Source organism: Amycolatopsis sp. NPDC004747 (assembly GCF_053601335.1).
In genome coordinates, this window is record NZ_JBSGBQ010000001.1 from 506,744 (window position 1) to 531,095 (window position 24,352).

General features: G+C 73.4%; 27 protein-coding genes. 8 read left to right on the forward strand and 19 right to left on the reverse strand.

What is annotated here, in order from left to right; genetic code table 11:
* The first annotated feature begins 122 nt into the window (after positions 1-122).
* Positions 123-476, forward strand: coding sequence for a VOC family protein (locus ACWEGE_RS02235; RefSeq protein ID WP_449658630.1), 354 nt, complete (start codon positions 123-125; stop codon positions 474-476).
* Here ACWEGE_RS02235 and ACWEGE_RS02240 read toward each other — a convergent pair.
* Positions 467-1,312: an oxidoreductase gene (locus ACWEGE_RS02240; protein WP_449658631.1), complete on the reverse strand. Its 846-nt coding sequence runs from the start codon at positions 1,310-1,312 to the stop codon at positions 467-469. The genes ACWEGE_RS02235 and ACWEGE_RS02240 overlap by 10 nt on opposite strands.
* 97 nt (positions 1,313-1,409) lie before the next feature.
* Here ACWEGE_RS02240 and ACWEGE_RS02245 point away from each other — a divergent pair, with 97 nt between their 5' ends.
* Positions 1,410-2,312 carry a LysR family transcriptional regulator gene (locus ACWEGE_RS02245; RefSeq protein WP_449658632.1) on the forward strand — a complete coding sequence of 301 codons (903 nt, stop codon included), beginning with the start codon at positions 1,410-1,412 and terminating at the stop codon, positions 2,310-2,312.
* A gap of 35 nt (positions 2,313-2,347) precedes the next feature.
* Here ACWEGE_RS02245 and ACWEGE_RS02250 read toward each other — a convergent pair whose 3' ends face one another.
* On the reverse strand, positions 2,348-2,977 hold the full coding sequence (locus ACWEGE_RS02250; RefSeq protein ID WP_449658633.1) for an FMN-dependent NADH-azoreductase: 630 nt from the start codon (positions 2,975-2,977) through the stop codon (positions 2,348-2,350).
* Between the two features lie 62 nt (positions 2,978-3,039).
* Between ACWEGE_RS02250 and ACWEGE_RS02255 the strand changes: the two genes are divergently transcribed.
* Together ACWEGE_RS02255 and ACWEGE_RS02260 are read left to right on the forward strand one after the other, a co-directional pair.
* Entirely contained in the window at positions 3,040-3,672 is a 633-nt protein-coding gene (locus ACWEGE_RS02255) for a TetR/AcrR family transcriptional regulator (RefSeq protein WP_449658634.1), read from the forward strand.
* A gap of 43 nt (positions 3,673-3,715) precedes the next feature.
* Complete coding sequence (locus ACWEGE_RS02260; RefSeq protein WP_449658635.1) at positions 3,716-4,795, forward strand: GDSL-type esterase/lipase family protein; 1,080 nt, start codon at positions 3,716-3,718, stop codon at positions 4,793-4,795.
* 19 nt (positions 4,796-4,814) lie between these two features.
* Here ACWEGE_RS02260 and ACWEGE_RS02265 read toward each other — a convergent pair whose 3' ends face one another.
* From ACWEGE_RS02265 to ACWEGE_RS02280, 4 genes are read right to left on the reverse strand one after another with little or no spacing between them, the layout of a single operon-like run.
* The gene (locus ACWEGE_RS02265) at positions 4,815-5,114 is read right to left on the reverse strand and encodes a hypothetical protein (RefSeq protein ID WP_449658636.1); all 300 of its coding nucleotides are present in this window, start codon (positions 5,112-5,114) and stop codon (positions 4,815-4,817) included.
* Positions 5,101-5,325 carry a hypothetical protein gene (locus ACWEGE_RS02270; protein WP_206788328.1) on the reverse strand — a complete coding sequence of 75 codons (225 nt, stop codon included), beginning with the start codon at positions 5,323-5,325 and terminating at the stop codon, positions 5,101-5,103. Before ACWEGE_RS02270 ends, ACWEGE_RS02265 begins: the two co-directional genes overlap by 14 nt.
* Positions 5,326-5,371: 46 nt before the next feature.
* Positions 5,372-5,827 (reverse strand): Lrp/AsnC family transcriptional regulator, encoded by a 456-nt coding sequence (locus ACWEGE_RS02275; protein WP_003092399.1) that lies wholly within the window; start codon positions 5,825-5,827, stop codon positions 5,372-5,374.
* Positions 5,824-6,966, reverse strand: coding sequence for a M24 family metallopeptidase (locus tag ACWEGE_RS02280; protein WP_449658637.1), 1,143 nt, complete (start codon positions 6,964-6,966; stop codon positions 5,824-5,826). The genes ACWEGE_RS02275 and ACWEGE_RS02280 overlap by 4 nt, the downstream gene beginning before the upstream one ends.
* Before the next feature lie 271 nt (positions 6,967-7,237).
* On the opposite strand from ACWEGE_RS02280, the gene ACWEGE_RS02285 reads away from it, so the two are divergent.
* Positions 7,238-8,182, forward strand: a complete 945-nt coding sequence (locus ACWEGE_RS02285; RefSeq protein ID WP_449658638.1) for a 5'-3' exonuclease — start codon at positions 7,238-7,240, stop codon at positions 8,180-8,182.
* A 7-nt stretch (positions 8,183-8,189) separates the two neighbouring features.
* On the opposite strand, the gene ACWEGE_RS02290 is transcribed toward ACWEGE_RS02285, so the two are convergent.
* From ACWEGE_RS02290 to ACWEGE_RS02305, 4 genes are all read right to left on the reverse strand, one after another.
* Entirely contained in the window at positions 8,190-9,407 is a 1,218-nt protein-coding gene (locus ACWEGE_RS02290) for a GNAT family N-acetyltransferase (RefSeq protein ID WP_449658639.1), read from the reverse strand.
* Between the two features lie 53 nt (positions 9,408-9,460).
* Positions 9,461-10,663: a GNAT family N-acetyltransferase gene (locus tag ACWEGE_RS02295; RefSeq protein ID WP_449658640.1), complete on the reverse strand. Its 1,203-nt coding sequence runs from the start codon at positions 10,661-10,663 to the stop codon at positions 9,461-9,463.
* A 69-nt stretch (positions 10,664-10,732) separates the two neighbouring features.
* Positions 10,733-11,500, reverse strand: a complete 768-nt coding sequence (locus tag ACWEGE_RS02300; protein WP_449658641.1) for a DUF4333 domain-containing protein — start codon at positions 11,498-11,500, stop codon at positions 10,733-10,735.
* A 159-nt stretch (positions 11,501-11,659) separates the two neighbouring features.
* Positions 11,660-14,437, reverse strand: a complete 2,778-nt coding sequence (locus tag ACWEGE_RS02305; protein ID WP_449658642.1) for a DEAD/DEAH box helicase — start codon at positions 14,435-14,437, stop codon at positions 11,660-11,662.
* Between the two features lie 120 nt (positions 14,438-14,557).
* Between ACWEGE_RS02305 and ACWEGE_RS02310 the strand changes: the two genes are divergently transcribed.
* Positions 14,558-15,133: a hypothetical protein gene (locus ACWEGE_RS02310; RefSeq protein WP_449658643.1), complete on the forward strand. Its 576-nt coding sequence runs from the start codon at positions 14,558-14,560 to the stop codon at positions 15,131-15,133.
* Here the strand turns inward: ACWEGE_RS02310 and ACWEGE_RS02315 are convergent.
* From ACWEGE_RS02315 to ACWEGE_RS02345, 7 genes are all read right to left on the reverse strand, one after another.
* Positions 15,130-16,011, reverse strand: a complete 882-nt coding sequence (locus tag ACWEGE_RS02315; RefSeq protein WP_449658644.1) for a diacylglycerol/lipid kinase family protein — start codon at positions 16,009-16,011, stop codon at positions 15,130-15,132. The genes ACWEGE_RS02310 and ACWEGE_RS02315 overlap by 4 nt on opposite strands.
* The gene (tatC, locus tag ACWEGE_RS02320; protein WP_449658645.1) at positions 16,011-16,982 is read right to left on the reverse strand and encodes a twin-arginine translocase subunit TatC; all 972 of its coding nucleotides are present in this window, start codon (positions 16,980-16,982) and stop codon (positions 16,011-16,013) included. The genes ACWEGE_RS02315 and tatC overlap by 1 nt, the downstream gene beginning before the upstream one ends.
* 87 nt (positions 16,983-17,069) lie before the next feature.
* Positions 17,070-17,384 carry a Sec-independent protein translocase subunit TatA gene (gene tatA / locus ACWEGE_RS02325; RefSeq protein WP_449658646.1) on the reverse strand — a complete coding sequence of 105 codons (315 nt, stop codon included), beginning with the start codon at positions 17,382-17,384 and terminating at the stop codon, positions 17,070-17,072.
* A gap of 31 nt (positions 17,385-17,415) precedes the next feature.
* Complete coding sequence (locus tag ACWEGE_RS02330) at positions 17,416-17,628, reverse strand: bacteriophage holin (RefSeq protein WP_449658647.1); 213 nt, start codon at positions 17,626-17,628, stop codon at positions 17,416-17,418.
* Between the two features lie 9 nt (positions 17,629-17,637).
* A complete protein-coding gene (locus ACWEGE_RS02335) occupies positions 17,638-18,618 on the reverse strand; it encodes a helix-turn-helix transcriptional regulator (RefSeq protein ID WP_449658648.1) in 981 nt (326 codons plus the stop codon).
* Positions 18,615-19,598 carry a helix-turn-helix transcriptional regulator gene (locus ACWEGE_RS02340; RefSeq protein WP_449658649.1) on the reverse strand — a complete coding sequence of 328 codons (984 nt, stop codon included), beginning with the start codon at positions 19,596-19,598 and terminating at the stop codon, positions 18,615-18,617. The genes ACWEGE_RS02335 and ACWEGE_RS02340 overlap by 4 nt, the downstream gene beginning before the upstream one ends.
* 10 nt (positions 19,599-19,608) lie before the next feature.
* On the reverse strand, positions 19,609-20,040 hold the full coding sequence (locus ACWEGE_RS02345) for a winged helix-turn-helix transcriptional regulator (RefSeq protein WP_449658650.1): 432 nt from the start codon (positions 20,038-20,040) through the stop codon (positions 19,609-19,611).
* Between the two features lie 108 nt (positions 20,041-20,148).
* On the opposite strand from ACWEGE_RS02345, the gene ACWEGE_RS02350 reads away from it, so the two are divergent.
* Both ACWEGE_RS02350 and ACWEGE_RS02355 read left to right on the forward strand, forming a co-directional pair.
* A complete protein-coding gene (locus ACWEGE_RS02350; RefSeq protein ID WP_449658651.1) occupies positions 20,149-21,063 on the forward strand; it encodes an NADP-dependent oxidoreductase in 915 nt (304 codons plus the stop codon).
* A gap of 10 nt (positions 21,064-21,073) precedes the next feature.
* Entirely contained in the window at positions 21,074-21,772 is a 699-nt protein-coding gene (locus tag ACWEGE_RS02355; RefSeq protein ID WP_449658652.1) for an SDR family oxidoreductase, read from the forward strand.
* Here the strand turns inward: ACWEGE_RS02355 and ACWEGE_RS02360 are convergent.
* Positions 21,769-22,794 (reverse strand): WD40/YVTN/BNR-like repeat-containing protein, encoded by a 1,026-nt coding sequence (locus ACWEGE_RS02360; protein WP_449658653.1) that lies wholly within the window; start codon positions 22,792-22,794, stop codon positions 21,769-21,771. The genes ACWEGE_RS02355 and ACWEGE_RS02360 overlap by 4 nt on opposite strands.
* Positions 22,795-22,882: 88 nt before the next feature.
* The gene (gene pafA / locus ACWEGE_RS02365; protein WP_043784126.1) at positions 22,883-24,241 is read right to left on the reverse strand and encodes a Pup--protein ligase; all 1,359 of its coding nucleotides are present in this window, start codon (positions 24,239-24,241) and stop codon (positions 22,883-22,885) included.
* Between the last annotated feature and the right edge of the window lie 111 nt (positions 24,242-24,352).

Genomic DNA, 24,352 nt, shown 5'->3' on the forward strand with positions numbered 1-24,352 from the left:
ATGACGGTCGGGAGTGTAGTGGCTGGGTACGACAACCGATCAGGAATCGAGAAGCGCAGGTCAGGAGCGCGGCCATAGCGTTGCCGGCGTACCGCAGACCACGAACTTCAGGAGCACCGAAGATGAGCACCCAGGGGATCAAGACCGTCCTGCACCCCGTCACCGACCTGGCCGCCGCCAAGGCCGTCTACACCGCCCTGCTGGGCCTCGAGCCGCAGGCCGACGCCCCCTACTACGTCGGCTACGACGTCGAAGGCCAGCACATCGGGCTGGTGCCCAACGGCGCGCAGCAGGGCATGACCGGCCCGGTGACCTACTGGCACGTCGACGACATCGAGGCCAAGCTCGCCGAGGTCACCAAAGCGGGCGCGACGGTCAAGGACGAGCCGAAGGACGTCGGCAACGGGCGCCTGGTGGCGACCTTCACCGACGCCGACGGCAACGTCCTCGGCCTCCTGCAGGACGCTCAGGGCTGATCGAGCGCGGTGGCCCGGCTGACCTCTTCCCAGGCGGCCAGGTCCGCCGCGACGGCCTCGTGGTGGGCGCGGATGGCCTCGACGGCGTCCGCGCCCAGCGCGAGCCGCAGCGGGGCGTCGGCGCTGCCCACCGCGCGGACGATCGCCGCGGCGGCCTTGGCCGGGTCGCCGGGCTGGGTGCCGTCCATGTTCTCGACCGCGGCGCGCGTCCCTCCGGTCGATTCCGCGTAGGCGTCGATCGTGCGGGAGCGGTGCATGCGGCCGCCGCCGAACTCAGTGCGGAACGCGCCCGGCTCGACGATCAGCACCTTGACCCCGAACGCGGCCACCTCCGCGGCCAGCGCCTCGGAAATGCCTTCCAGGGCGAACTTCGCCGCGCAGTAGGCGCCGAAGCCGGGCGGGGCCAGCTGCCCGCCCATCGAGCTGAGCTGCACGACGGCGCCGCTGCCCTGCGCGCGCAGGTGCGGCAGCACCGCCTTGGTCACCGCGACCGCGCCGAAGAACATGACGTCCATCAGCCCGCGCAGTTCGTCCAGGGTGAGCTCTTCGACCGCGCCGACCGAACCGTTGCCGGCGTTGTTGACCACGACGTCGATCCGGCCGAACGCCACCAGCGCGGTCTTCACCGCCGCGTCGATCTGCCCCGCGTCGGTGACGTCCAGTGCCGCGGTCCGGACCCGGTCGCCGCCGCGGTCCCGCAGGTCCGCCAGCGTTTCCGGGCGGCGGGCGGTGGCCAGCACACGGTCGCCGGCGGCCAGCGCGGCCAGCGCGATCTCCCGGCCGAAGCCGGCGGAGCAGCCGGTGATCAGCCAGACGCGGCCGTCGGTGTTGGTCATCTTCGGTTTCCTCCCAGTGCGTTCCTCCTGCCATCCTGGGGACGAGCACGGCCGGGACGCCAACACCGATGTCCTGCCGCGGCTACAGTCTGGGCCTGTGACCCCCGAGTTGCGGCAGCTCCGCTACTTCGTCGCCGTCGCCGAGGCGAGCAGCTTCACCCGCGCCGCCGCCGGGCTGCACCTCGCGCAGCAGTCGCTGTCCCAGCAGATCGGCGTGCTGGAGCGCACCCTCGACGCGCGGCTGTTCGACCGCGACGCGCGCGGCACGCGGCTCACCGCCGTCGGCCGGCTCTTCCTGCCCGAGGCTCGCGCGGTGCTGGCCCGCGCCGAGGAAGCCGTCGCGACGCTCGGGCGGGCGGTGCGCGGCGAGATCGGCGACGTCCGGCTCGTCTTCCTCGCCACGACGGCGAACTACCTGCTGCCGCCGGTGGTGCGCGCGGTGCGGGAACGGCTGCCCGGGCTGGCCGTGACGACGGCCGAGGCACCGGTCGCCGAGCTGGTCGAGGGCCTGCGCGCGGGCCGGTTCGACCTGGCGTTCACCCGGCCGCCGCTGGTCGGCGACCTGGTGTCGGAGACGTTGCTGACCGAAGAGGTGTGCGCGGTGCTGCCCGTGGAGCACCCGCTGGCCGGGCGGGCGTCGCTGGCGCTGGCCGAGCTGGCGGACGAGCCGTGGGTGCTGACCCCGCGCAGCAGCTGGGAACCGTGGCACCGCCGCTACGACGACGACTTCGCCGCGGCGGGGTTCACCCCGCGGGTGGTGCAGCGGGCCACCACCGTGCAGGGCCTGCTCGGGCTGGTCGCGGCCGGCGTCGGGGTGACGCGGCTGGCCCGCTCGTCGCACAGCCTGCGCCGCGGCGGCGTGGCGTTCGTGCCGCTGGACGGCGATGTCGCGCGCACGGAACTGGTGTGGGTGCCCGGCAACGACAACCCGGCGGTCCGGGCGATCGCCGGGGTCGCGGCCGACCTGGCGGCGGCCACCGACCTCACGCAGGCGGGCTGACCGCGGCAAGCCGGGTCCACGGTGCCCGGCGCGGGTCAGAAGGTCTTGGCGGTGTCGCGGGCGGCTTCGGCGGCGAGGCGGCCGGCTTCTCCGGCGTCGCCGGTGAGCGTGGGGTGGAAGCGGATCTCGGTGACGTCGTCGATGCCGGTCCAGTTGAGCCAGCCGGTGAAGAACGGGGCCTGGAAGTCCGCGCCGAACTCCGGTCCGAGGCCGGGCGCCCACACCGCGCTGGTGTAGACGACCGCCGCGCGCTTGCCGCGGCCCGCCAGGAGGTGCCGGTAGCCGGTGGCCGGGTCGACACCGAAGACCCAGCCGGGCTGGGAGACGACGTCGACGAACTGCTTGAGCACGTACGGCACGCCGGAGTTCCACATCGGCACGCTGAACAGGATCCGGTCGGCGGCGTCGAACCTGGCGAACGCCGCCTGCGCCGCCGCCCAGGCTTCGGCCTCTTCGCCCTGCGGGGTGCCGCCGCCGAAGACGGTCATCTTGGCCCGGGCCGCGGCCGGGCCGAACGCGGGCAGCGAGCCGTCCCAGAGGTCCCACTCGTCGATGTCGGCGTCCGGGTGGAGGCTGCGGTAGGTGTCCAGGAAAGTAGCTGCCAGGTGCAGCGACTGGGACGCTTCGCCTCGTGGGGACGCGGAAATGTGCAGCAGATCGGGCATGTCGAAGCTCCTCGGACGGGGGCCGGCTTTCGCCGGGCGGAGAATCGGACTAGAGTCCGCTTATGTCCTTGAACCGTAGCGGACCGCAGTCCGCTTCGTCAACGCCCGCCGAACTGCCGGTCCTCGGCGCGCCCGTCCGCGAGCGGGCCGACGCCGCCCGCAACCGGATCCGCGTGCTGGAAGCCGCCGAGAAGCTCTTCGCCGAACGCGGTGTCGACGCGGTCACCATGGACGACGTCGCGGGCGCCGCCGGCGTCGGCAAGGGCACGCTCTACCGCCGCTTCGGCGACAAGGGCGGTCTCGCCATGGCCCTGCTCGACCAGCGCGAACGCGAACTGCAGGAGCGGATCCTCACCGGCCCGCCGCCACTGGGGCCCGGCGCCGAGCCGGCCGCCCGCCTCGGCGCGTTCGTCGAGGCCTACCTGGAACTGCTGGACCGGCAGCTCGACCTCGTCCTGCTGTCGGAAACCGCCACGACCGGCGCCCGGTTCCGCACCGGCGCACACACCCTGTGGCGGCAGCACTGCCGCCACCTCCTGGAAGCCGGCGGCGCGGAGGACGCCGAGATCGCCGCGGACGTCCTGCTCGCGGCGCTCGCGGCCGAGCAGGTCCGGCACTGGCGGCGGGACCGGGAGATCGGCTCGGCGACGCTGGCGCAGTCGCTCGTCCGGCTGGTGCGCACCTGGCTGCGGTGACGCACCGTGTCCGCCGATCGGCCGGTCCGTAGAATCGGCGGCGATGCGACGCCTTCGGTGGTACTGGGGAGCCCTCGTCCTCGCGTGTGTGGCCCTGCTGGCCGGGTTCTTCGTCTTCTTCGGGTCCGAAAGCAAGCCCGGGCAGCCGCAGCCGCGGCAGGGCCCGCCGGGCACCGGCCCGCTCACCGTCGTCGCGATGGGCGACAGCACCGTTTCCGGCGAAGGCGCCGGCCAGTACACGGCCACCACCAACGGCCAGGGCGGCAACTGGTGCCACCGCTCCCCCAACGCCTTCGTCGAGAAGATCGCCATCCCGGGCGTCACCGCGCACGTCAACCTCGGCTGTTCCGGCGCACCCGCCGAACAGGTCGCCCTCGGCGACGTCAAGCAGTGGACCGAAGGCTCGCAGGCGCAGCAGCTGGCCGCGCTGGTGAAGGACCACCGGGTGGCCGCGGTGGTGATCGCGGTGGGCGCGAACGACGAGCCGAAGTTCTCCAACCAGGTCAACGACTGCTTCAAGGCGTGGTTCGATCCCGGCGGCCCGCCGTGCAGCACCGCGCTGAAGCAGACCTGGCAGTCCAAAGTGGACGCGATGGTGCCGAAGGTCGCGAAGGCCGTCTCGGACGTGAAGGCGGTGCTCGCGCAGGCCGGCTACGTCCCCGCGGACTACCAGCTGATCCTGCAGTCCTACGCGGCGCCGATCGGCCCGGACCTGCCGGAGAACCTGCGCAGCCTCAACGGGTGCCCGTTCCGCGCCGAAGACCTGCGCTGGATCGCCCAGACCGGCATCGGCGTGCTGTCCTCCGGCCTGAAGGCGGCCGCCCGGCAGACCGGGGCCCGCTTCCTGGACCTGGCCAAGGCGGGCGTCAAGCACGAGGCCTGCAGCGGCGGCGCCAACCCGGCGACGGAGTGGTTCACCCGGCTGACGCTCCAGCTGGCCGACCTCGGCCAGGTCGAACGCGCCGGGCACGCGCTCCAGGAATCGTTCCACCCCAACGCCACGGGCCACGCGGCGATCGCCGGCTGCCTGACGGAGTTCATCGCGGCCAAGGACGGCAACGCCTCCTGCCTGGCCGGCGCGGACGGCAAGCTCCACGCGGTCCCGGAGGTCGTGGCCCGCTGACCCGCCGGGGTCGCGGAGGTCAGAGGTCGAGGGCGGCCCGCAGGGCGATGTCGATGCGCTCTTGGACGTCCTGGTCGATCTCGGCGAGGCGCTCGTCGAACCACGGGCGGTAGAGCCGGGTGAGGTTGAGCGTGGACACCCAGTAGCGGGCGTCGACCGCCACGCCGAGGATGTCCATCGGGTCGCGGTCGAGCAGTTCGGTGCCGAGCAGCCAGGGCCGCTCGGACTCGTTCACCCCGTCCGAGGACAGCAGCACCACCGTGCGCTGCCGGGCCGGATCGGTCGGGGGGTGGTACGTCCAGACTTCACCCCTGCGCACGCAGATCCTTTTCCGCCGCGCTGCGCTCGGCCTCGTCCGATTCCGCGACGGCCGGTTCCGGCTTCTGCGGGGTGTATCCCGTGCGCACCGCCTCGCGCCTGGCCGCCTTCGACAGCCAGGACGAGACCGAGATTCCGTGGGCTTTCGCGGCTCGTTCGGCGAATTCCAGCGCGCCGCTGTCCAGCGAAAGAGTGACCTTACGTGTTGCCATACCTTTTACCGTACCAGCGCCCCGGCCGCCGAGCGGGGCGCCGGCGTCAGAACGTGGGTGAACGTCCCTCGAACGGCGTAGAGAGCACCACCGTCGTGCGCGTCGACACCTTCGCCGCTTCCCGGATCCGCCGCAGCAGGTCCTCCAGCGCCAGCGGCGACTGGACGCGCACCAGCAGGATGTAGGACTCGTCGCCGGCCACCGAGTAGCACGACTCGATCTCCTTGATGTGCTGGATCCGCTGCGGGTAGTCGTCCGGAGCCGCCGGGTCGTTCGGCGTCAGCGAGATCAGCGCCGTCAGCGGCAGGCCGATCTGCTCGCCGTCGAGCCGGGCGGTGTAGCCGAGGATGACCCCGCGCTGCTCGAGGCGGCGCACCCGCTGGTGCACCGCCGACACCGACAGCCCGACGCGCTCGGCGAGGTCGGTGAAGCTGCGCCGGCCGTCCGCGGCGAGCTCCTGGACGATCGACTGGTCCAGCGGCTCCAGGCCGCCGGGCGTCATGCGTCCAGCACGACGAGCTCGTGCGGCTGGTTGTTGACGGCCTCGACGCCGTCTTCGGTGACGATCACGATGTCCTCGATCCGGGCGCCCCACCGGCCCGGCTGGTAGATGCCCGGCTCGACGCTGAAGGCCATGCCCGGCTCCAGCGGCAGCGCGTTGCCGGCGATGATGTACGGCTCCTCGTGCACGTCCAGGCCGATGCCGTGCCCGGTGCGGTGGATGAAGTACTCGCCGAAGCCCGCCTCGGCGATGACGTCCCGCGCGGCGGCGTCGACGGCCTCGGCGGTGATGCCCGGCTTCACGGCGGCCACCGCGGCGGCCTGGGCCCGCTGCAGCACCGCGTAGGTCTCGGCCACGTCGGCGTCCCGCGGCTCGCCGACGGCGTACGTGCGGGTGGAGTCGGAGTTGTAGCCGGCCGGCAGCGGGCCGCCGATGTCGACGACCACGACGTCACCCTTCTCGATGACGCGGCCGGAGACGTCGTGGTGCGGGCTGGCGCCGTTCGGGCCGGAGCCGACGATCACGAAGTCGGCCTGGACGTGCCCCTCCTCGACGATGGCGGCGGCGATGTCGGCACCGACCTCGGCCTCGGTGCGACCCGGCCGCAGCCACTCGTGGACGCGGGCGTGCACCCGGTCGATCGCCGCGCCGGCCTCGCGCAGCGACGCGATCTCGGCGGCGTCCTTGCGCATCCGCAGCTCCCGGACCACGGGACCGGCCAGCGTCTGCTCGGCGCTGCCGAGGGCGGCCCGCAGCGCGAGGACGTGTAGGGCAGGGGTGAAGTCGCTGACGGCGACCCGGCCGGGCTTGCCGAGCCGGTCGGCGACGAGCGCGTACGGGTCGTCACCGTCGACCCAGGTGAGCAGCTCGACCCCGAGGTCGTCGGTCGGGACGTCGGCGTACCCGGGCGCCTCCAGCTTCGGCACGACGAGCGCGGGCGTGCCGTCGGCGGGGACGACGAGGGTGGTCAGCCGCTCGAACGAGCCCCCGGCCTGCCCGAGCAGGTACCGCAGGTCGGAGCCGGGCGCGATCAGCAGGGCATCGGTGCCCGCGGCGGCCGCGGCAGCGCGGGCGCGGTCCAGCCGCGCCCGGAGGGCGGCGGCATCGGGAGCGGGCGTGTGAAGGGAGCGGCGCGACATGAGGGCGAGCCTAGTGGGGCGCCGGGCGATCCGAACGCGCCCGGGGCCACGACATGCCGGGCCGGGTGACCCGCGGCTCACCGCTCCCCCGCCGCGCGCCGCCCTGCGCCCGCGGGGGCGCCCCCCGTTTTCCACGCTACCGGTCACCACCGACAATTCCGGGCCCGGGAAGCCGAACCCCGGTCAGCCGCGAGCCCGGCCCGCATTCCCCGGGCGAGAGCGCCGCGTGGCTTGTCCCTCCTCCGCCCCCCGGACGTGGCAGGCTGTGCGGGTGACCGGATCCCTTGCCCTGCTCGACTCCGCGAGCCTGTACTTCCGCTCCTTCTTCGCCCTGCCCGACTCGATGCGCGCCGCCGACGGGACGCAGGTCAACGCCGTGCGGGGGTTCGCCGACACGATCGCGCGGATCCTCACCGACCGGCGGCCCGCGCGGCTCGTCTGCTGCCTGGACGCCGACTGGCGGCCGAAGTTCCGCACCGACCTGCTGCCCAGCTACAAGGCCCACCGGGTGGCCGAGGAGACCGGCAGCGGCCCGGACGTCGAAGAGGTGCCCGACACGCTCACCCCGCAGGTGCCGATCATCCTCGACCTGCTCGAAGCGTTCGGGTTCGCCACCGCCGAAGCCGCCGGCTACGAGGCCGACGACGTCATCGGCGCGCTGGCCACCCGCGAGCAGGCCGACCCGGTCGAGGTCATCACCGGCGACCGGGACCTCTTCCAGCTCGTGCGCACCGAACCCACGCCCACCTCGGTCATCTACGTCGGCAAGGGCTGGGCCAAGGCCGAGGTGCTGGGGCCCGCCGAGATCGCCGAGCGCTACAGCCTGCCGCGCGACACCGCCGGACCGGCGTACGCGGACATGGCCGCCCTGCGCGGCGACCCCTCCGACGGCCTGCCCGGGGTCGCCGGCATCGGCGAGAAGACCGCCGCCAAGCTGATCACGCAGTTCGGCTCGCTCGAAGCCCTCGTGAAGGCGGGCGAAACCGGTGACTCTGCGCTCCCGCTCAAGACGCGGCTGCGGTTGAAGGACGCGGCCGACTACCTCGCCGTCGCCCCCACCGTCGTGCGCGTGGCGGTCGACGCGCCGGTCGAGCAGTCACGCCCCGACACCGTCCCCGCGAAGCCGGCCGACCCGGACCGGGTTGCCGAGCTGGCCGAGCGGTGGAACCTCGGCAACTCGGTCGAACGGCTGCTCAAGGCCTTGCCCGGCGCGTGAGCGCGGCCTAGAAGTGGGTGCCGCACCACGGTGCGGCCGTGGTGGTGAACAGCTCGTCGGCCCGCCCGAGCGCCGCCGCGTCGCGGACTTCGACGCGGCCCGCGGCCGCCAGCGTCGTCGCGGCCCAGTGCCCGAGGTAGAGCATGCCGAGCGTGTCGACGTCGAGAGCCAGGTCCGCGGCCGCGTCGGTGCGCCGCACGCCGTCCGGGCCGATCTCGTAGTGCCCGGCGTTGGCCGGCAGCAGCCGGTCGGTCACCGCGAGCACCACCGGGGCGGCCGCGCGGTAGGTGCGGGCGGCGAGCGCGGCCGCGACGTCGACCGGGCGCAGCCACAGGTCGTCCTCGACGGCGGCCGTGGCCGCGTGCCGGTGATCGGTCAGCATCAGGGCGAGCGGCTCGTCGACCGGCCGGTGCCGGGCGTACACCTCCGAGACCAGGTCCACCGACAGCAGGTACCGCCACAGCGCGGCACCGGCGGCCGGGCTCGCCCCGTGCAGGTCGAGGACCTCCAGCGCGGCACCGTGGTCGGGTGCATCGAACGAGCGGCGGGTGACCGTGGCGTACACGGCGAACCCGTCGTCCCCGTCCGGTCCACTGTGGACGACGACGAGCCGTCCGCCGTCCGGGCCGACGTGCCGGTCGTGCGAGATCGGCCACCAGCGCTCCGGCCGCCTGATCATGCCCGGCCGGTGCAGCCCGATCCGCCGGTACAGCCCCGGAATCTCCTTCACCGCCTCCTCGGGCGTGAGCAGCCGGACGTCGCCCCCGGCCGCGACGCGCTCGTGCAGGCGCGCCGACGGCCGCGCCACCCGCAGCGTCTTGCCGAGCGCCGCCGAGCCGTACCCGAACCGGCCGTAGATGGTGGGTTCGCTGGCGTGCAGCACCGCCAGCGGCAGCCCCCGCGCGGCGAGGTCCGCCAGCTGCGCGGCCATCATCGCGCCGAGCACCCCGCGGCGGGTCCGGTCGGCGCGGACCCCGACGCCCTCCACCGCGGCGACCGGCAGCGTCCGCCCGCCCGGGACGGCGATCTCGGTGTCGTAGGAGCTCGCGATCCCGATCGGGATCCCGCCCTCGAACGCGCCGAACTTCCGCGCGGCGGGCCAGGACTCCCCCACCCGCGTCCACACGTCGTCGGTGACGGGCGCGGTGTGCAACGCGCGGCGCAGCAGGTCGAACGTGCTGCGCCGCTCGTCTTCGCCGATCGGGCGGACGTCGAAGGTGCTCATCCTCCCGATCCTGCCGCGGGACACCCGGCCCGGCACCCGGTTTTCGCGCCCGCTCAGAAGTGGCTGCCGCTCCAGGCCGCCGACCGGGTGCCGAAGAGCAGGTCCGCCGCCTCGGGCGCGGCCGGGTCACGGACCTCGAGCCGGCCGGCCGCCGCCAGCGCCGACGGCCGCCAGGTCCCGAGGTACACCATGGCCAGCGTGGTGACGTCCAGGCCGAGCCCGGCCGGCCCGTCCGTGCGCTCGGCGCCGTCCGGGGTGACGCGGTAGGTGCCGCTGTTGGCGGGCAGCAGCGGATCGGTCACCTCGACGACCACCGGCTCGGCGACGCCGTAGGTGCGACCGGCCAGTGCGGCGGGGACGTCGACGAGCCGCAACCAGTGCTCGTCCCCGATCCGGTCGACGTTGCCCCGGCGGTGGTCGGCCAGCAGCAGCTCGATCGGGTCGTCGAGCGGCCGCGCCCCGGCGACGATCCGGTCCACCAGGTCCACGCCGAGCAGGAACCGCCACAACCCGGCGTACGCGGCCGCGGAACCGGCGAACAGGTCCGCCACCTCCAGGGTCTTGGTCCACGGCGGGGCCATCGCGCCGTCGACGTGGTAGATCGCGAAGCCGTCCGGCCCGTCGGGGCCGTGGTGCACGACCGCCTTCGCCGGCGTGGTGTGCCGCCGCAGCTGCATCTCGTAGAGCCGCCACAGCACCTCGGGCCGGGTCATCATCCCCGGACGGTGCTCGAGCCGCTCGTACACGCCGGGGCAGACCTCCAGTGCCCGGCGGAGGTCCAGCAGCTCCAGCTCACCACCCGCCGGCGCGTCCGGCCGCAGCCGCGCCCGGTGCGGGTCGAGGCTGTAGGTGCGGTAGCGCGTCGCCAGCCCGTACCCGAACCTGCCGTAGATCCCGGCCTCCGACGCCAGCAGGTTCGCGAACACCACCCCGCGCGCCGCGAAGTCCGCCAGCTGCGTCGTCATCAGCGCGCGCAGGACACCCCGCCGGGTGCGATCGGCCCGGACCCCCACCGAAGTCACGCCCGCTATCGGCAGCCGGGCCCCGCCGGGCACCGTGAGCTCGGCGTCGAACGACCGGGCCGTCCCGATCAGCTCCGGGTCGAACGCCCCGAGCGTGCCTCCGGGCTGGTAGTACCGCGCCGCGTACTCCCATTCGGCGTCATCGGACGGCGCGGCGTGCAGGGTCTCCCGGAACAGCTCGCTCGCCGCCCGGTGTTCGCCGTCGTCCAGCGTCCGGATCTCGAAGTCGCTCATGCCCGGATCATCTCCGGAAACGCCGAGGCCCGGCCACCGGAATACGCCGGCGGCCGGGCCTCGCGCGAACTACTTGGTCACGGGCGGGGAAACCTCGTAGTTGCCGCCGGTGCCCTTCACCGTGATCGGCACCTGCTGCGGCTTCCCGGCGATCGTGGCGGTGCACTCGAACTTCGCCCCGTCCTCGACCTTCTGCTCGGCGGGGCAGGTGACACCGGTGACGCCGTCGATCTTGTAGGTCTCGGTCAGCAGCTTCTGCACGTCGGTCTGCATCTGGGTGTTGTTGAAGACCTGCGTCTTCAGGAACCCGGGCGCGACGAACCCCAGCACGAGGAACGCGGCGACGGCCACGATCGCCAGGACCACGCCGATCAGCAGGCCCTTCTTCGACTTCGCCGGCTTCTCCTCCTCCGGCGCGGCCGTGCCGGGGAACTGCTGGCCGTAGTCGTACTGGCCACCCGGCTGCTGCCCGTACTGCGGCTGCGCCTGCGGCCCGCTCTGCGGATACCCCCCACCGGGCTGCTGCCCGTACTGCGGCTGCGCCTGCGGCCCGCTCTGCGGGTACCCGCCCCCGGGCTGCTGGCCGTAGGGCGGCGGCTGCTGGCCCCACTGCGGCTGCTGCGGCGGGGTGTACCCGCCCGGCTGCTGCCCCCACTGCTGCGGTTGCTGGGGCTGCTGCGGCTGGCCCCACTGCTGCTGCTGGCTCGGGTCGTAAGGAGGCTGCTGCGGCTGCCCCCAGTGCGGCTGCTCCTGCGGGCCGCTCGGCGGGTACGCGCCGCCCGGCTGCTGCCCGTACTGGGGCTGCTGTGGGTCGTTGCCGCCATACGGCGTGCTCATCGTCTGCCTCCGCCTGCTTCGCTCATCTCGCTGTCCACCCCGAAACACCGGCAAGCCGCGCACACACGGTGTCGCAGGCGATCCAACCACAGGTTCCAGCCGAGCACACGTGTCCACGCTCACCGGTCACCCGGCCGCCGAGCTGGGCTAACACCGAGTTCACGCCGCCCCCGCGGCCACGACTCCGCGACGGAGTGCCTTCACCGCCTCGGCCGCCGTGGCCCCCACCGGATCCGCCTTGCCCAGCACGTCCCGGACCTGGTCGAGCAGGTCGATCACCTGCCGCGACCAGCGCACGAAGTCACCGGCCGACAGCTCCTGGCCGTTGGCCTCGGCCGCCGTGAGGACCTTCTCCAGGGATTCACCGCGCGCCCAGCGATAAACCGGCCACGCGAACCCGGCGTCGGGCTCCCGGGTCCGGTCCAGCCGGTGCCGCCGCTCGTCCTCGGTCAGCTCCACCCACAGCCGCGCCGTCTCCTGCCACGCCTCCGGGACCGCCCCGCCCGGCAGCCGCGGCTCCCCCGCGGTGTCCCGGCGCGCCTCGAACACCAGCGTCGACACGACCGCGGCCAGCTCGGCGGCGTTGAGCTTCCGCCACACGCCGTGCCGGATGCACTCCGCGGCCAGCAGGTCGGACTCGCTGTAGAGCCGCGTCAACCGCCGGCCGTGCTCGGTGACCCGGTCCTCGCCGTCCCCGGCCGACTCCGGCCCCAGATAGCCGCGCTCCCCCAGCAGCGCCAGGATCCGGTCGAACGCCCGCGCCAGCGAGTGCGTCGTCGCCGCGACCTTCCGCTCCAGCTGCTGGGTCTCGGCCGCCAGCCGCTGGTACCGCTCCACCCAGCGCAGGTTCGCCTCGCGCTCGGCCAGCCCGTGACACGGGTGCGCCCGCAACGCCCGCCGCAACGCCGCCAGCTCCCCGTCCTCGTTCGCCCCCGAACCCCGCTTCTGCCGCCCCGGCAACGAAATCCCCGAGCTCCGCAGCATCGAGGCGATGTCCCGGCGCGTCCGCGGCGACCGCAGCTCCACGTGCTTGGGCAGCCGGATCCGCCCCAGCGCCTCCACCGGCGCCGGGAAGTCCGCCACCGACAACGGCCCCGACCACCGGTCCTCGGTCACCACCACCGGCCGCGGCTCCCGGATCGGGTCCAGGCCCGGATCGACCACCACGGCCAGCCCCGCCCGCCGCCCGGCGGGCACCGCGATGACGTCACCCTTGCGCAGCTTCTCCAGCGAATCGGCCGTCCCGGCCCGCCGCGCCGCGGTGTTCTGCCGCGACAACGCCTTCTCCCGCGCCGAAATCTTCGCCCGCAGCTCGACGTACTCCAGCATTTCGTCGAAATCGCCGGTCACCGCGGCCGTGTAGCCCTTGAGCGCCTCCTTGTTCCGCTCGATCCGGCGCGCGGTCCCCACCACCGACCGGTCGGCCTGGAACTGCGCGAACGACTGCTCCAGCAGCTCCCGCGCCTCGGCCGCGCCGACCTGCGAAACCAGGTTGACCGCCATGTTGTAGCCCGGCCGGAACGACGACCGCAGCGGGTAGGTCCGCGTCGAGGCCAGCCCGGCCACCTGCTTCGGATCCACCCCCGGCTGCCACGCGACGACGGCGTGCCCCTCCACGTCGATGCCGCGCCGCCCGGCCCGGCCGGTGAGCTGCGTGTACTCCCCCGGCGTCAGGTCGACGTGCGCCTCGCCGTTGTACTTCACCAGCCGCTCGAGCACGACCGTGCGGGCCGGCATGTTGATGCCCAGCGCCAGGGTCTCCGTGGCGAACACGACCTTCACCAGCCCGCGGACGAACAACTCCTCCACGGTCTCCTTGAACGCCGGCAGCAGCCCCGCGTGGTGCCCGGCGATCCCGCGCTCGAGGGCCTCCCGCCACTCCCAGTACCCCAGCACGCCCAGATCGCCCTCGGGCAGGTCCGCCGTGCGCTCCTCGATGACCCGCCGGATCTCCTCGACCTCGCCCGGCCCGTTCAGCCGCAACCCCGACCGGACGCACTGCGCCACCGCGGCGTCACACCCCGCGCGGGAGAAGATGAACACGATCGCCGGCAGCAACCCGGCCCGGTCGAGCTGCTCGACCACGTCGACCCGCGACGGCGGCCGGAACCGCGGCATCCGCGGCGGCGCACCCCGGCGCCCCCGCGGCCCGCGGAACCCGGCCGGCGCGTACTGGCGGCCGATCTCCTCGGTCCGCCGCAGCAGGGTCGGGTTGATCCGCAGCTCGGCGCCCGGCGCGTGCACGTCGTCCCCGGCGAACAGGTCCAGCAGCCGGTTGCCCACCAGCATGTGCTGCCACAGCGGCACCGGCCGGTGCTCGTCCACGACGACCGTCGTGTCGCCCCGGACCTCCACCAGCCACTCGCCGAACTCCTCGGCGTTGCTGACCGTCGCCGACAGCCCGACCACGCGCACGTGCTCGGGCAGGTGCAGGATCACCTCTTCCCACACCGCGCCCCGGAACCGGTCGGCGAGGTAGTGGACCTCGTCCATCACGACGTACCCGAGGTCGGTGATCGTCGACGAGCCGGCGTAGAGCATGTTGCGCAGCACCTCGGTGGTCATCACGACCACCTGCGCGTTGCCGTTGATCGAGGTGTCCCCGGTCAGCAGGCCGACGGCGTCGGTGCCGTAGCGGGCGACGAGATCGGCGTACTTCTGGTTCGACAGTGCCTTGATGGGCGTCGTGTAGAAGCACTTGCGGCCCTCGGCGAGGGCCAGGTGCACGGCGAACTCGCCGACCACGGTCTTGCCCGCGCCGGTGGGCGCGCAGACCAGCACGCCGTGGCCGTCCTCGAGCGCCTGGCACCCGCGGATCTGGAACTCGTCGAACTCGAAGGACACCTCCGCGGCGAAGCGCGTCAGCTGGGGGTGCTTCCCGCGGCGTGCGGAGGCCGCATAGGCCTCGGCCGGGGACGGAGAAGGGCTACTGGCCACGTCGTCAGGGTTTCACACCCCACCGACAGTCCGCACGTTGCGTACTTCGACCCGCGGTATAGGTCGTTATACACTTGGGTGGGCGGGAACCGGGGGTCATCGGGCGGCGTCGGAGCGGGCATGACCGAACCGTGCCCGAGCTGCGGCCTCCTGGACCGGGTGCAGCACGTGCCCGCGGCCTATCACGGCGGCCATGCGTTCTACCGGGGCCAGGGGCCGGCGGTGGCGGTGCCGGCCGGTGACGGGGTGATCGTGACGAACAGCCAGGTCAGTGGCGTGACGGTGACGGCGGTGGCCCGGGTGCTGGACCCCTTCCCTCCCCCGCGCCGCGGCGGTGGCCTCCTGGCGGCGACGATCCTGCTGGCCCTGGTGGGCAGCTGTTTCCTCGTGCTGCCGTTCTCGGCGTCCGATGACCCGCCCCCGGGCGGTGCGGCCGCGAAGGTGCTGGGCTTTGCGGTGCTCTCGCTGCCGGCGTTCGCGGTGTACGTCGCGGCGGGGGTGCTGGTCTGGTTGTACGTCCGCCGCGTGCGGGCGCACCGGCGGCAGCGGCGTGGCGTGCCGGCGGCCCAGCAGGTGTGGGAGCAGGGTTGGTTCTGCCACCGCTGCGGCGGCGTGTACTTCGCCGACTCGGGCCGCCTGCTGACCCCGGCGCACTTCCGGCACCTGGTGGCGCGGGCGGGCGGGTACGACCGTTAGGCCAGCACCGTCAGGGCACCCGGCACGCAGGTGGCGGTGACCGGGACCGTGCCCTGCGGTTCCCCGTCGGCGTAGGCGGGCCAGGTGTTGCCGGCCAGGGTCACCGAACGGGCGCGCAGCGTGCGGACCGCCGGGTGGGTCACGTGGTTGCCCGTGCGCAGGCCCGGGAGCATGCGGATCAGGCCGCGGCGGGTGGCGTGGCCGATGATCGTGACGTCGAAGACGCCGTCCTCGGGGTCGGCCGTCGGGCAGATCGGGACGCCGCCGCCGTAGAACCGCGTGTTGCCGATCGCCACGAGCGTCGCGTCGAGTTCGAGGCGGCCGGTGCCGGTGTCGACGACCACCGGGCGGGACCGGAACGACGCCAGCTCGGCCAGGATCGCCACGTCGTAGCGGCGCGGGCCGGACGGCCAGCGCATCCGGTTGGCGCGTTCGTTGACGCTCGCGTCGAACCCCGCGCACAGCACCGTGGCGAACCAGGTGTCGCCCGCGCGGCCGAGGTCGATGCGGCGGCGGGCGCCCGAGCCCAGGGCCGCGACCAGCGCCTCGACCGCCGGGAGGGGCTCGCCGGGGATGCCGAGGGCGCGGGCGAAGTCGTTGCCGGTGCCCGCCGGGACGAGACCGAGCGCCACGTCGTTGTTCGCGCAGAACTGGACACCCTGGTGGGCGGCGCCGTCGCCGCCGAGCACGATGAGGGCGTCCAGCCCCGCGGCGTGGGAGGACTGCATCAGCGCGCGGGACTCCTCGACGGAGTTGGCGACCAGAACGTCGAGGCGGTCCACGGCGGTGCGCAGCCGTTCGGCGACGGTGTCGGCGATCCGGGCGGCCGCGCCGTGCCCCGACGCCGGGTGCACGGCGAGCGCGGCGTGGAGCCCCACTAGGTGACGTCGTCGGTGCTCGAGCGGCCACCGGAGGCGGTCGGGGTGGACGGCTCGTCGTCGATCGTGCTCGGCGTGTAGTCGAACGGCGCGGCTTCGTCGTCGGCGAGGGAGTCCCAGCCCTCGTCGCTGCGGGCCTTGTCCAGCTTGCGGTCGTGGAAGCGCGCCATCTGCACGGCGATCTCGAACAGCACGGTGAGCGCGCCGGCCAGGCCGAGCATCGAGAACGGGTCCGAGCCCGGGGTGGCGAACGCCGCGAAGACGAACAGCGCGAACACGATGCCGCGGCGCCACTTCTTCAGCTGCACGTACTTCACCACGCCGACGCGGTTGAGCATCACCACCAGCAGCGGGAGCTCGAAGCTGATGCCGAAGATGATCAGCAGCGACAGCAGGAACGAGATGTACTTGTCCGCGGTCAGCGCGGTGACGAACGCATCCTGCCCGAAGCCCATGAGCAGCTGCAGGGCGTGCGGGAAGAGGATGTAGGCGAGCACGGCGCCCGTGGCGAACAGCACCGACGCGAACGCGACGAACGTCAGCGCGTACTTGCGTTCCTTGCTGTAAAGGCCGGGCGCGATGAACGCCCAGAGCTGGTAGAGCCAGGCCGGCGACAGGAGCACGGCCCCGGCCGCGATGCCGACCTTCAGCTGCGTCATGAACGCTTCGAACGGCACGGTCTGCAGCAGCCGGCACCCTGCCGCGCTGTCGAGCCGCCGCTCCGGCGGGATGGCGCAGTACGGGTCCTTGACGAGGTCGCCGAGCGACGGGATCGGCCCGATCTTGGTGCCGAACCAGATGAACCCGAGAATCCCGCCGATCACCACCGCGAGCAGCGCGAAGCCGAGACGGCGGCGGAACTCGTAGATGTGCTCGATGAGCGTCATCGTGCCGTCGGGATTGGCCCGACGGCTGCGCTTGCGCCGCTTCGACCGGCGGCTGTCACCGTTTCCGGAGGCGGATTCCGCCACGGGTTGTTCCGTTCTCGTCGGAGTCCGCCGGAGCGCGCCGGGTTCGGCGCGCTCCGTGGACGGGGGACCGGGTGGGGCCGGAGCCGCTCAGCTGACGTTCTTCTGCGGCTGCTCGGCCGCCTGCTGCTTCTTCAGCTCGTCGAGCTGACGCTGCAGGTCGGCGACCTGCTGGTCGGTCGAAGCGGGCGTGGCGGGCGTGGCCGAGATCTGCTTCGTCTCGGCGGGCTCGGCGTCTTCGTGCGCCGCGGCCTTGTCGCCGGTGAGGTCCTTGGTCTCGGCCTTGAAGATCTTCATGGACTTGCCGATGGACCGGGCCGCGTCGGGAAGCCTCTTGGCCCCGAACAGCAGCACGACGACGAGCACCAAGATGATCAAATGCCACGGCTGCAATCCGTTCAGCATGGTGGCCTCCTATCTGCGTCTGGTAGGGATGTTACTGGTTTTCCGCTTTGCGGCGGCGCTGCGCGAACGCGACGCGCAGTCCCGCCGACCGGGCGCGGAGGAGACCGGCCCGGTCCTGGGTGTTCGTCACCACCATGCTTGTGGTTTGCCGGAAGGCACGCAAGACCTTGACGGTCCGCACCAGCAGGACCACGAGGACGGCGAGGCCGAGCGCGATGAGCACAGCGGTGGGCAGGTACGGCACGCCGTCAGCCTAGTGGTCGCAGGTTGACGGAAGGTGACGGGCTCGGGCCACCGCGTCGGCGGCCCGGCGACCGACGTCGGACGCGAGGTCGGCCGGGCTCTCCACCAGCGCTTCCCCGCCCAGGCCCAGCACCAGGCGCACCATCCACGACTGGTCGGCGTAGCGCATCCGGATCCGCAGCCGGCCGCCGTCGAGCTCGTCGAGCTCCTCGCACGGGTAGTACTCGGCTACCCAGCGTGCGTCCGGGTCGAGGACCAGGACGGCCTCCCGCTGGTCGGGACGCTCGCGGAAGACACCGTCGGAGATGTCGGTGGGGTGGGCGTGCGCGGGCGGCCGCGACGGCTCGTCGAGGACGGTCAGCTCGTCGATCCGGTCGAGCCGGAACAGCCGAACGCCCTCGGCGCGGCGGCACCAGGCCTCGAGGTAGCCGACCGCCTGGACGATCAGCAGCCGCATCGGGTCGACCGTGCGCTCGGTGATCTGGTCCTTCGAGGCGGTGTAGTAGCGGATCCGCAGCGCTCGGCCGTCCTGCAGCGCCCGGGCGACCTCCTCGCGGGTGCGGGCGGTCTTCTTGCCCTCCCGCACTCCCCCGCCGACGACCACGCCGGCCGGCTGGGCCTGCCCGGCGGCGGCCTCGATCTTGGCGATGGAGCGGCGGACGGCGTCGCCGTCGACCACCCCCGGCGTCTCGGCCAGCGCCCGCAGCGCCACCAGCAGCGCGGTGGCCTCACCGCCGGTCAGCCGCAGCGGGCGGCTCATCCCGGCGTCGTGGGTGACGACGATCGTGTCGCCCTCGAAGGACAGGTCGATCAGGTCGCCGGGGCCGTAGCCGGGCAGCCCGCACATCCAGAGCAGCTCGAGGTCCTTGCGCAGCTGCCGCGGGCTGACGTCGAAGTCCTGCGCCGCGTCGTCGATGCGGACGCCCGGGCGCGCCAGCAGGTACGGCACGAGCGCGAGCAGCCGCGGCATCCGGTCGGTCGACCCGCTCACAGCGCGCTCACCTGCCGGGCGACGACGGCCTCCAGCCGGTCCTGCACGCTCTTGGCCAGCACGTCGGGTTCGAGCACGAGGACGTCCGGGCCCTGCGCGCTGATCCAGTCGGCGGCCGATTCCGGATACAGCAGGGCGATCTCCACGAGGTCGCCCTCTTCGCCGTCGACGGTGGCGCGGCCGACCACGGTGCCGCGGCGGCGGACCCCGACCGCGCGGCCGTCGGCGACCCAGACCCTGGCGGTGGTGACCGGGGCCGGTTCGCTGTCGCCGGTGGCCGTGACGAGCTTGAGCAGGTTGACGCCCTCGGGCCGCCGGACCTCGCCGGGCTTGCCGACCGGACGGACCTGCCCGGTGACGCGGGAGAGCCGGAAGCAGCGGGTGGCCCCGCGGTCGCGGTCGTGCCCGACGACGTACCAGCGGGCCCGCCAGGACACCACGCCCCACGGTTCGAGGGTGCGCATGATCCGTTCCGGGGAGCCGCTGCGGCGGTACTCGAAGCGCACGGCCTGGCCGTTCTGCACCGCGGCCAGCAGCGGCCCGAACGCCGGTTCGGCGCGCACGCGCGGCTCGACCACGGTGGGTGCCTGGTCGTCGACCTCGAGGCCGGCGGCGCGCAGCTTCACGAGCGCGCCCTGCGCCTGCCCGGTCAGCTCCGGGGAGTCCCACAGCCGGGACGCCAGCGCGACGGCGGCGGCTTCGTCGGGGGCGAGGTCGATCTCGCCGAGTTCGTAGTCGCGGCGGGCGATCCGGTAGCCCTCGATGGCGTCGAACGCGGAGTTGCGGCCGGTCTCCAGGGGGATGCCGAGCTCGCGCAGCTCGGTCTTGTCCCGCTCGAACATCCGGAAGTAGGCCTCGTCGCTGGCCGCGTCGCCGTAGCCGGGCACGATGCCGCGGATCTTCTCGGCCGTGAGGTACTGCCGGGTGGACAACAGGGCCAGCACCAGGTTGACCAGTCGTTCGGCGCGTGCGGTGGACACCCGGTAGAGCCTAGCCCGCGCCGCCCGGCCCGATCGTGAGGTCCGGGGTGCGCGCGTCGTAATCGGCGCGGGCGGCGTCGACGGCTTCGAAGTTGGCCTCGGCCCACTCCTTGAACCCGGCCATCAGCGCCCGCAGCGATTCCCCCAGTGGTGTAAGGGAATAGTCGACGCGGACGGGCACCGCCGGGGTCACCTCGCGGGTGAGGAGACCGTCCCGTTCGAGCACCCGCAGGGTCTGGGTGAGCATCTTCTGGCTGACCCCGGCGATGCGCCGCGAAAGGTCGCTGTAGCGCTGTGGCCCGTCACCGAGAGCGACGAGGATCAGGCTGACCCACTTGCCGGCGATCTCGTCGAGCAGCTTCCGGGTCGGGCACGCCGCCAGGTAGGCGTCGTAGGCGGCTTTTTCGGCCTGCCGCCGCTGTTCCGCCGTGCGCGTGGCCACCGGGCGAACCTCCTCGTCGGGTAGGCACCCGCAGGTGCGTACTTCCCGATGGAGAGTAGCTCCCCATACGTTCGCGGGGAAGGTTCCGATCGGTGAAGGAGACGCGAGATGCGTGCGGTGGTCGTCCGGCGGTTCGGGGAGCTCGAGGTGGTTTCGGTGCCGGTGCCGGACCCGGGGCCGGGCCAGGTGCGGATCCGGGTGGCGGCGGCCGCGGTGAACCCGGTGGACCTGGCGACCGCCGGTGGCGCGCTGAGCGCGGCAGGGGTGATCCCGCCGCGGGAGGTACTCGGCCTGGGCTGGGACGTCGCCGGCGAGATCGACGACGCCGGCGACACCGGCTTCCGGGTGGGCGACGCCGTGGTCGGCCTGCGCGACCGGATCGCCACGCCGCTCGGCGCCTACGCCGACCACCTCGTCCTGGACGCCTCCGCCGTGGCGCCCGCACCCGCCGGCGTCTCCCCCGCCGAAGCCGCGACCCTGCCCCTGAACGCGCTGACCGCCGCCCAGGCCCTCGACCTGGTGCAGACCACCGGGACCGTCCTGGTCACCGGAGCGGCCGGGGCGGTCGGCGGGTACGCCGTCGCCCTCGCCCACGCCCGGAAGCTGCGGGTCGTCGCCGTGGCCTCCGAGGCCGACGAAGCGCCGGTCCGGGCGTTCGGCGCGGACGAGTTCGTGCCGCGAGGTCCGTCGCTGGGCGACCGGGTGCGCGCGCTGGTCCCGGGCGGGGTCGACGCGGCCCTCGACACCGCGCTCCTCGGCTTGGACGCCCTCGACGCGGTCCGCGGCGGCGGCGAGTTCGTGGCCTTCGCCGCGGGCGCCGCCCCGATCCCGCTGCGCGGGACCCGCGTCCGCAGCGTCTGGATCCGCGCGGACGGGCAACGCCTGGCCGAGCTGGCCCGCCTCGCCGGGAACGGCACGCTCCCGCTGCGCGTCGCCGGCGTCCTGCCGCTGACCGAGGCGGCGGCCGCGCACGAACGGCTGGCCGCGGGCGGGCTGCGTGGCCGGCTCGTGCTGACTCCCTAGCCTGGAGCCCATGGATGATCGCGTTCTCCTCGTCACCGGCGCCTCCCGCGGTCTCGGCGCCGCGACGGCCCGGCTGGCCGCCGCCTCCGGGTTCAAGCTCGCCCTGGTCGCCCGCGAGGCCGGATCGCTCGCCCCGCTCGCCGCCGAGCTGGGCGGGGATCGGGCCCTCGCCCTCGGCGCCGACGTCGGCGACTGGCCTGCCGTCTCCGGCGCGGTCGCCGAGACCGTCGCCCGGTTCGGGCGGCTCGACGCCGTCTTCGCCAACGCCGGGATCGGCGTCGGGACGTCCTTCTTCGGTGACGGCGATCCGGACCCGCGGGCGTGGGAGCCCATGGTCCGCACGAACGTCCTCGGCGCCGCCTACACCGCCCGCGCCGCCCTGCCCGCGCTGCGCGAGTCCGGAGGCCACCTGCTGATCACCGGCTCGGTCGCCGGCCGGTACATCCGCAACGCCAGCCTCTACTCCGCGACGAAGTGGGCCGTGACCGGCATGGCCGGCGCGATCCGCGAGGAGGCCGTCGGCACCGGCGTGCGGGTCACGCTGATCAACCCGGGCATCGTCGACACCGACATCCTCAGCGACGAGCAGCGCAAGAAGCCGAAGCTGGCCCCGGACGACGTCGCCCGCGCGGTCCTCTACGCCCTCGGGCAGCCACCGTCGGTCGACGTCAACGAGATCGTGGTCCGCCCGACCGGCCAGGTCCTCTAGAAGCCCAGGCGGGCGACGCGGCCCTGGGCGCCGCCGGCCCAGCAGGCGGCCCCGGCGCAGTCCACGCTGTCGAAGCTGCCCGTGTCGAACGAGCTCCAGTGCCGTCCGCCGTCCGGGCTGTAGTCGCTGCCGCCCGGGCCGACCGCGAGCACCGTGCCGCCGCGCCAGGCCAGGCCCGAGCGGTACCCGGCCGGGTACTGGCCCGGGGTCGTCCAGGTGCGGCCGCGGTCCCGGGTGAGCGCCACGGCCGGGCCGGGCGCGGTCGGGTTCGCGAAGTCGCCGCCGATCGCGACGCCGTGGGACGGCGAGCGGAAGGCCAGCGCGAACACGCCCGCCGACGGGCTGCTCGGCAACGGCGTGTCCGAAGCGCTCCAGTGGCGGCCGCCGTCGCCGGAGTGCAGGACGCGGGCGGTCGCGCCGCCCCCGGTCGCGAGCCAGGCGTCGAACGGCCCCGCCGTGGTGATGCACTGGCCGCTGGCCGCGAACCCGGCCTCGCCGGGCAGGACGGGCGGGAAGCCGCTGTCGGGCACCGGGCGCCAGCTGCGGCCGCCGTCGAAGGTGGCCTGCACCCGGAACCGGCCGTCGACGGGGTCGCTCATCGCCAGGCCACGCCACGGGTCGAAGAAGGCGAGGCAGTCGTAGAACGCCGCCGCGTCGGTGTTCTGGAACGTCTGGTACCAGTGCGCGCCGCCGTCGTCGGTCCGGTAGACGCGAGAGTCGGTGCCCGGGCCGATCGACAGGGTCACGGCGTGGTCGGCGTCGAAGGCCTCGATGTCGCGGAACTGGAGCGCCTCGGTCCCCGGCGGCCCCACGGACTTCCAGCTCGCCCCGCCGTCGGTGGTGCGCAGGACCGTGCCCTGCGTGCCGCTGACCCACGCCACCCGGGCGCTGACCGCGGACAGGCCGCGGAACTGGGCGGTGACGCCGGTCGGCTTGAGCTCCCACTTCGGCGGGCGCTCCCCCGCCGACGCCGGGACGGCGAGCGAAACCAGCAGGGCGAGCACCAGCAGCACGACACGCATGCCGCGATCCTGCCGCACCCGCCGCGCGACTTTCGTCGGGAACGCCGCAGGGGACGCCCGGTGCGGACGTCCCCTGCGGTGGTCCGGGCTAGAGCGAGCTGATCAGGCGTTCCACCCGCTCGTCGACCGAGCGGAACGGGTCCTTGCACAGGACTGTGCGCTGGGCCTGGTCGTTGAGCTTCAGGTGCACCCAGTCGACCGTGAAGTCGCGGCCGGCGGCCTGGGCGGCGGCGATGAAGTCGCCGCGCAGCTTGGCCCGGGTGGTCTGGGGCGGGGTGTCCTTGGCGGCTTCGATCTCGCCGTCGTCGGTGACCCGGCGGACCAGGCCCTTGCGCTGGAGCAGGTCGAAGATGCCCCGGCCACGGCGGATGTCGTGGTAGGCGAGGTCGAGCTGCGCGATGCGCGGGCTGGACAGGTCCAGGTCGTGCTTGTGCCGGTAGCGCTCGACCAGCCGGTGCTTGATCGCCCAGTCGATCTCGGTGTCGATCTTGCCGAAGTCCTGCTGCTCGACCGCGTCCAGCGCCCGGCCCCACAGCTCGACGACGCGCTCGTTCGCCGCGGTCGTGCCGTTGTCCTTGATGTGCTGGACCGCGCGGGCGTGGTACTCGCGCTGGATGTCCAGCGCCGAGGCCTCGCGCCCGCCGGCCAGGCGCACCTGGCGGCGGCCGGTGAGGTCGTGGCTGATCTCGCGGATCGCCCGGATCGGGTTGTCCAGCGTGAAGTCCCGGAACTGGACACCGGCCTCGATCATCTCGAGGACCAGGTTCGCCGAGCCGACCTTGAGCATGGTCGTCGGCTCGGCCATGTTCGAGTCGCCCACGATGACGTGCAGGCGCCGGTAGCGCTCGGCGTCGGCGTGCGGCTCGTCGCGGGTGTTGATGATGGGCCGCGACCGGGTGGTCGCGCTGGAGACGCCCTCCCAGATGTGTTCCGCACGCTGGGAGAGGCAGTAGACCGCGCCGCGCGGGGTCTGCAGCACCTTGCCGGCGCCGCAGATGAGCTGCCGGGTCACCAGGAACGGCAGGAGCACGTCCGCGATCCGGGAGAACTCCCCCGCCCGGGTCACCAGATAGTTCTCGTGACAGCCGTAGGAGTTGCCCGCGGAGTCGGTGTTGTTCTTGAACAGGAAGATGTCGCCGCCGATGCCCTCGTCGGCGAGCCGCCGTTCGGCGTCGACCAGCAGGTCCTCGAGGATCCGCTCCCCGGCCTTGTCGTGCGTGACCAGCTGGACCAGGTCGTCGCACTCGGCCGTCGCGTACTCGGGGTGCGAGCCGACGTCGAGGTAGAGCCGGGAGCCGTTCGAGAGGAACACGTTGGAGGAGCGTCCCCACGACACGACCCGCCGGAACAGGTAGCGCGCCACCTCGTCGGGCGAGAGCCTGCGCTGTCCGTGGAAGGTGCACGTGACCCCGAACTCGGTCTCGATGCCAAAGATCCGCCGCTGCATTCCACCAGAGTAGGCGCTGGACCCCCTTCGACGGTGCGCCGTTCGGGCGTCGACACGCCCCCGGTATGCCACAGACGGTGAAAACTCCCCGATTCAGGCACGATTGGAGCA

Excerpts from the sequence above, each read along its gene's own strand:
- ACWEGE_RS02235 (WP_449658630.1), top strand. The coding sequence starts at position 123 with ATGAGCACCCAGGGGATCAAGACCGTCCTGCACCCCGTCACCGACCTG.
- ACWEGE_RS02240 (WP_449658631.1), bottom strand. The coding sequence starts at position 1,312 with ATGACCAACACCGACGGCCGCGTCTGGCTGATCACCGGCTGCTCCGCC.
- ACWEGE_RS02250 (WP_449658633.1), bottom strand. The coding sequence starts at position 2,977 with ATGCCCGATCTGCTGCACATTTCCGCGTCCCCACGAGGCGAAGCGTCC.
- ACWEGE_RS02255 (WP_449658634.1), top strand. The coding sequence starts at position 3,040 with ATGTCCTTGAACCGTAGCGGACCGCAGTCCGCTTCGTCAACGCCCGCC.
- ACWEGE_RS02260 (WP_449658635.1), top strand. The coding sequence starts at position 3,716 with ATGCGACGCCTTCGGTGGTACTGGGGAGCCCTCGTCCTCGCGTGTGTG.
- ACWEGE_RS02270 (WP_206788328.1), bottom strand. The coding sequence starts at position 5,325 with ATGGCAACACGTAAGGTCACTCTTTCGCTGGACAGCGGCGCGCTGGAA.
- ACWEGE_RS02275 (WP_003092399.1), bottom strand. The coding sequence starts at position 5,827 with ATGACGCCCGGCGGCCTGGAGCCGCTGGACCAGTCGATCGTCCAGGAG.
- ACWEGE_RS02280 (WP_449658637.1), bottom strand. The coding sequence starts at position 6,966 with ATGTCGCGCCGCTCCCTTCACACGCCCGCTCCCGATGCCGCCGCCCTC.
- ACWEGE_RS02290 (WP_449658639.1), bottom strand. The coding sequence starts at position 9,407 with ATGAGCACCTTCGACGTCCGCCCGATCGGCGAAGACGAGCGGCGCAGC.
- ACWEGE_RS02295 (WP_449658640.1), bottom strand. The coding sequence starts at position 10,663 with ATGAGCGACTTCGAGATCCGGACGCTGGACGACGGCGAACACCGGGCG.
- ACWEGE_RS02300 (WP_449658641.1), bottom strand. The coding sequence starts at position 11,500 with ATGAGCACGCCGTATGGCGGCAACGACCCACAGCAGCCCCAGTACGGG.
- ACWEGE_RS02310 (WP_449658643.1), top strand. The coding sequence starts at position 14,558 with ATGACCGAACCGTGCCCGAGCTGCGGCCTCCTGGACCGGGTGCAGCAC.
- tatA (WP_449658646.1), bottom strand. The coding sequence starts at position 17,384 with ATGCTGAACGGATTGCAGCCGTGGCATTTGATCATCTTGGTGCTCGTC.
- ACWEGE_RS02350 (WP_449658651.1), top strand. The coding sequence starts at position 20,149 with ATGCGTGCGGTGGTCGTCCGGCGGTTCGGGGAGCTCGAGGTGGTTTCG.
- ACWEGE_RS02355 (WP_449658652.1), top strand. The coding sequence starts at position 21,074 with ATGGATGATCGCGTTCTCCTCGTCACCGGCGCCTCCCGCGGTCTCGGC.
- ACWEGE_RS02360 (WP_449658653.1), bottom strand. The coding sequence starts at position 22,794 with ATGCGTGTCGTGCTGCTGGTGCTCGCCCTGCTGGTTTCGCTCGCCGTC.
- pafA (WP_043784126.1), bottom strand. The coding sequence starts at position 24,241 with ATGCAGCGGCGGATCTTTGGCATCGAGACCGAGTTCGGGGTCACGTGC.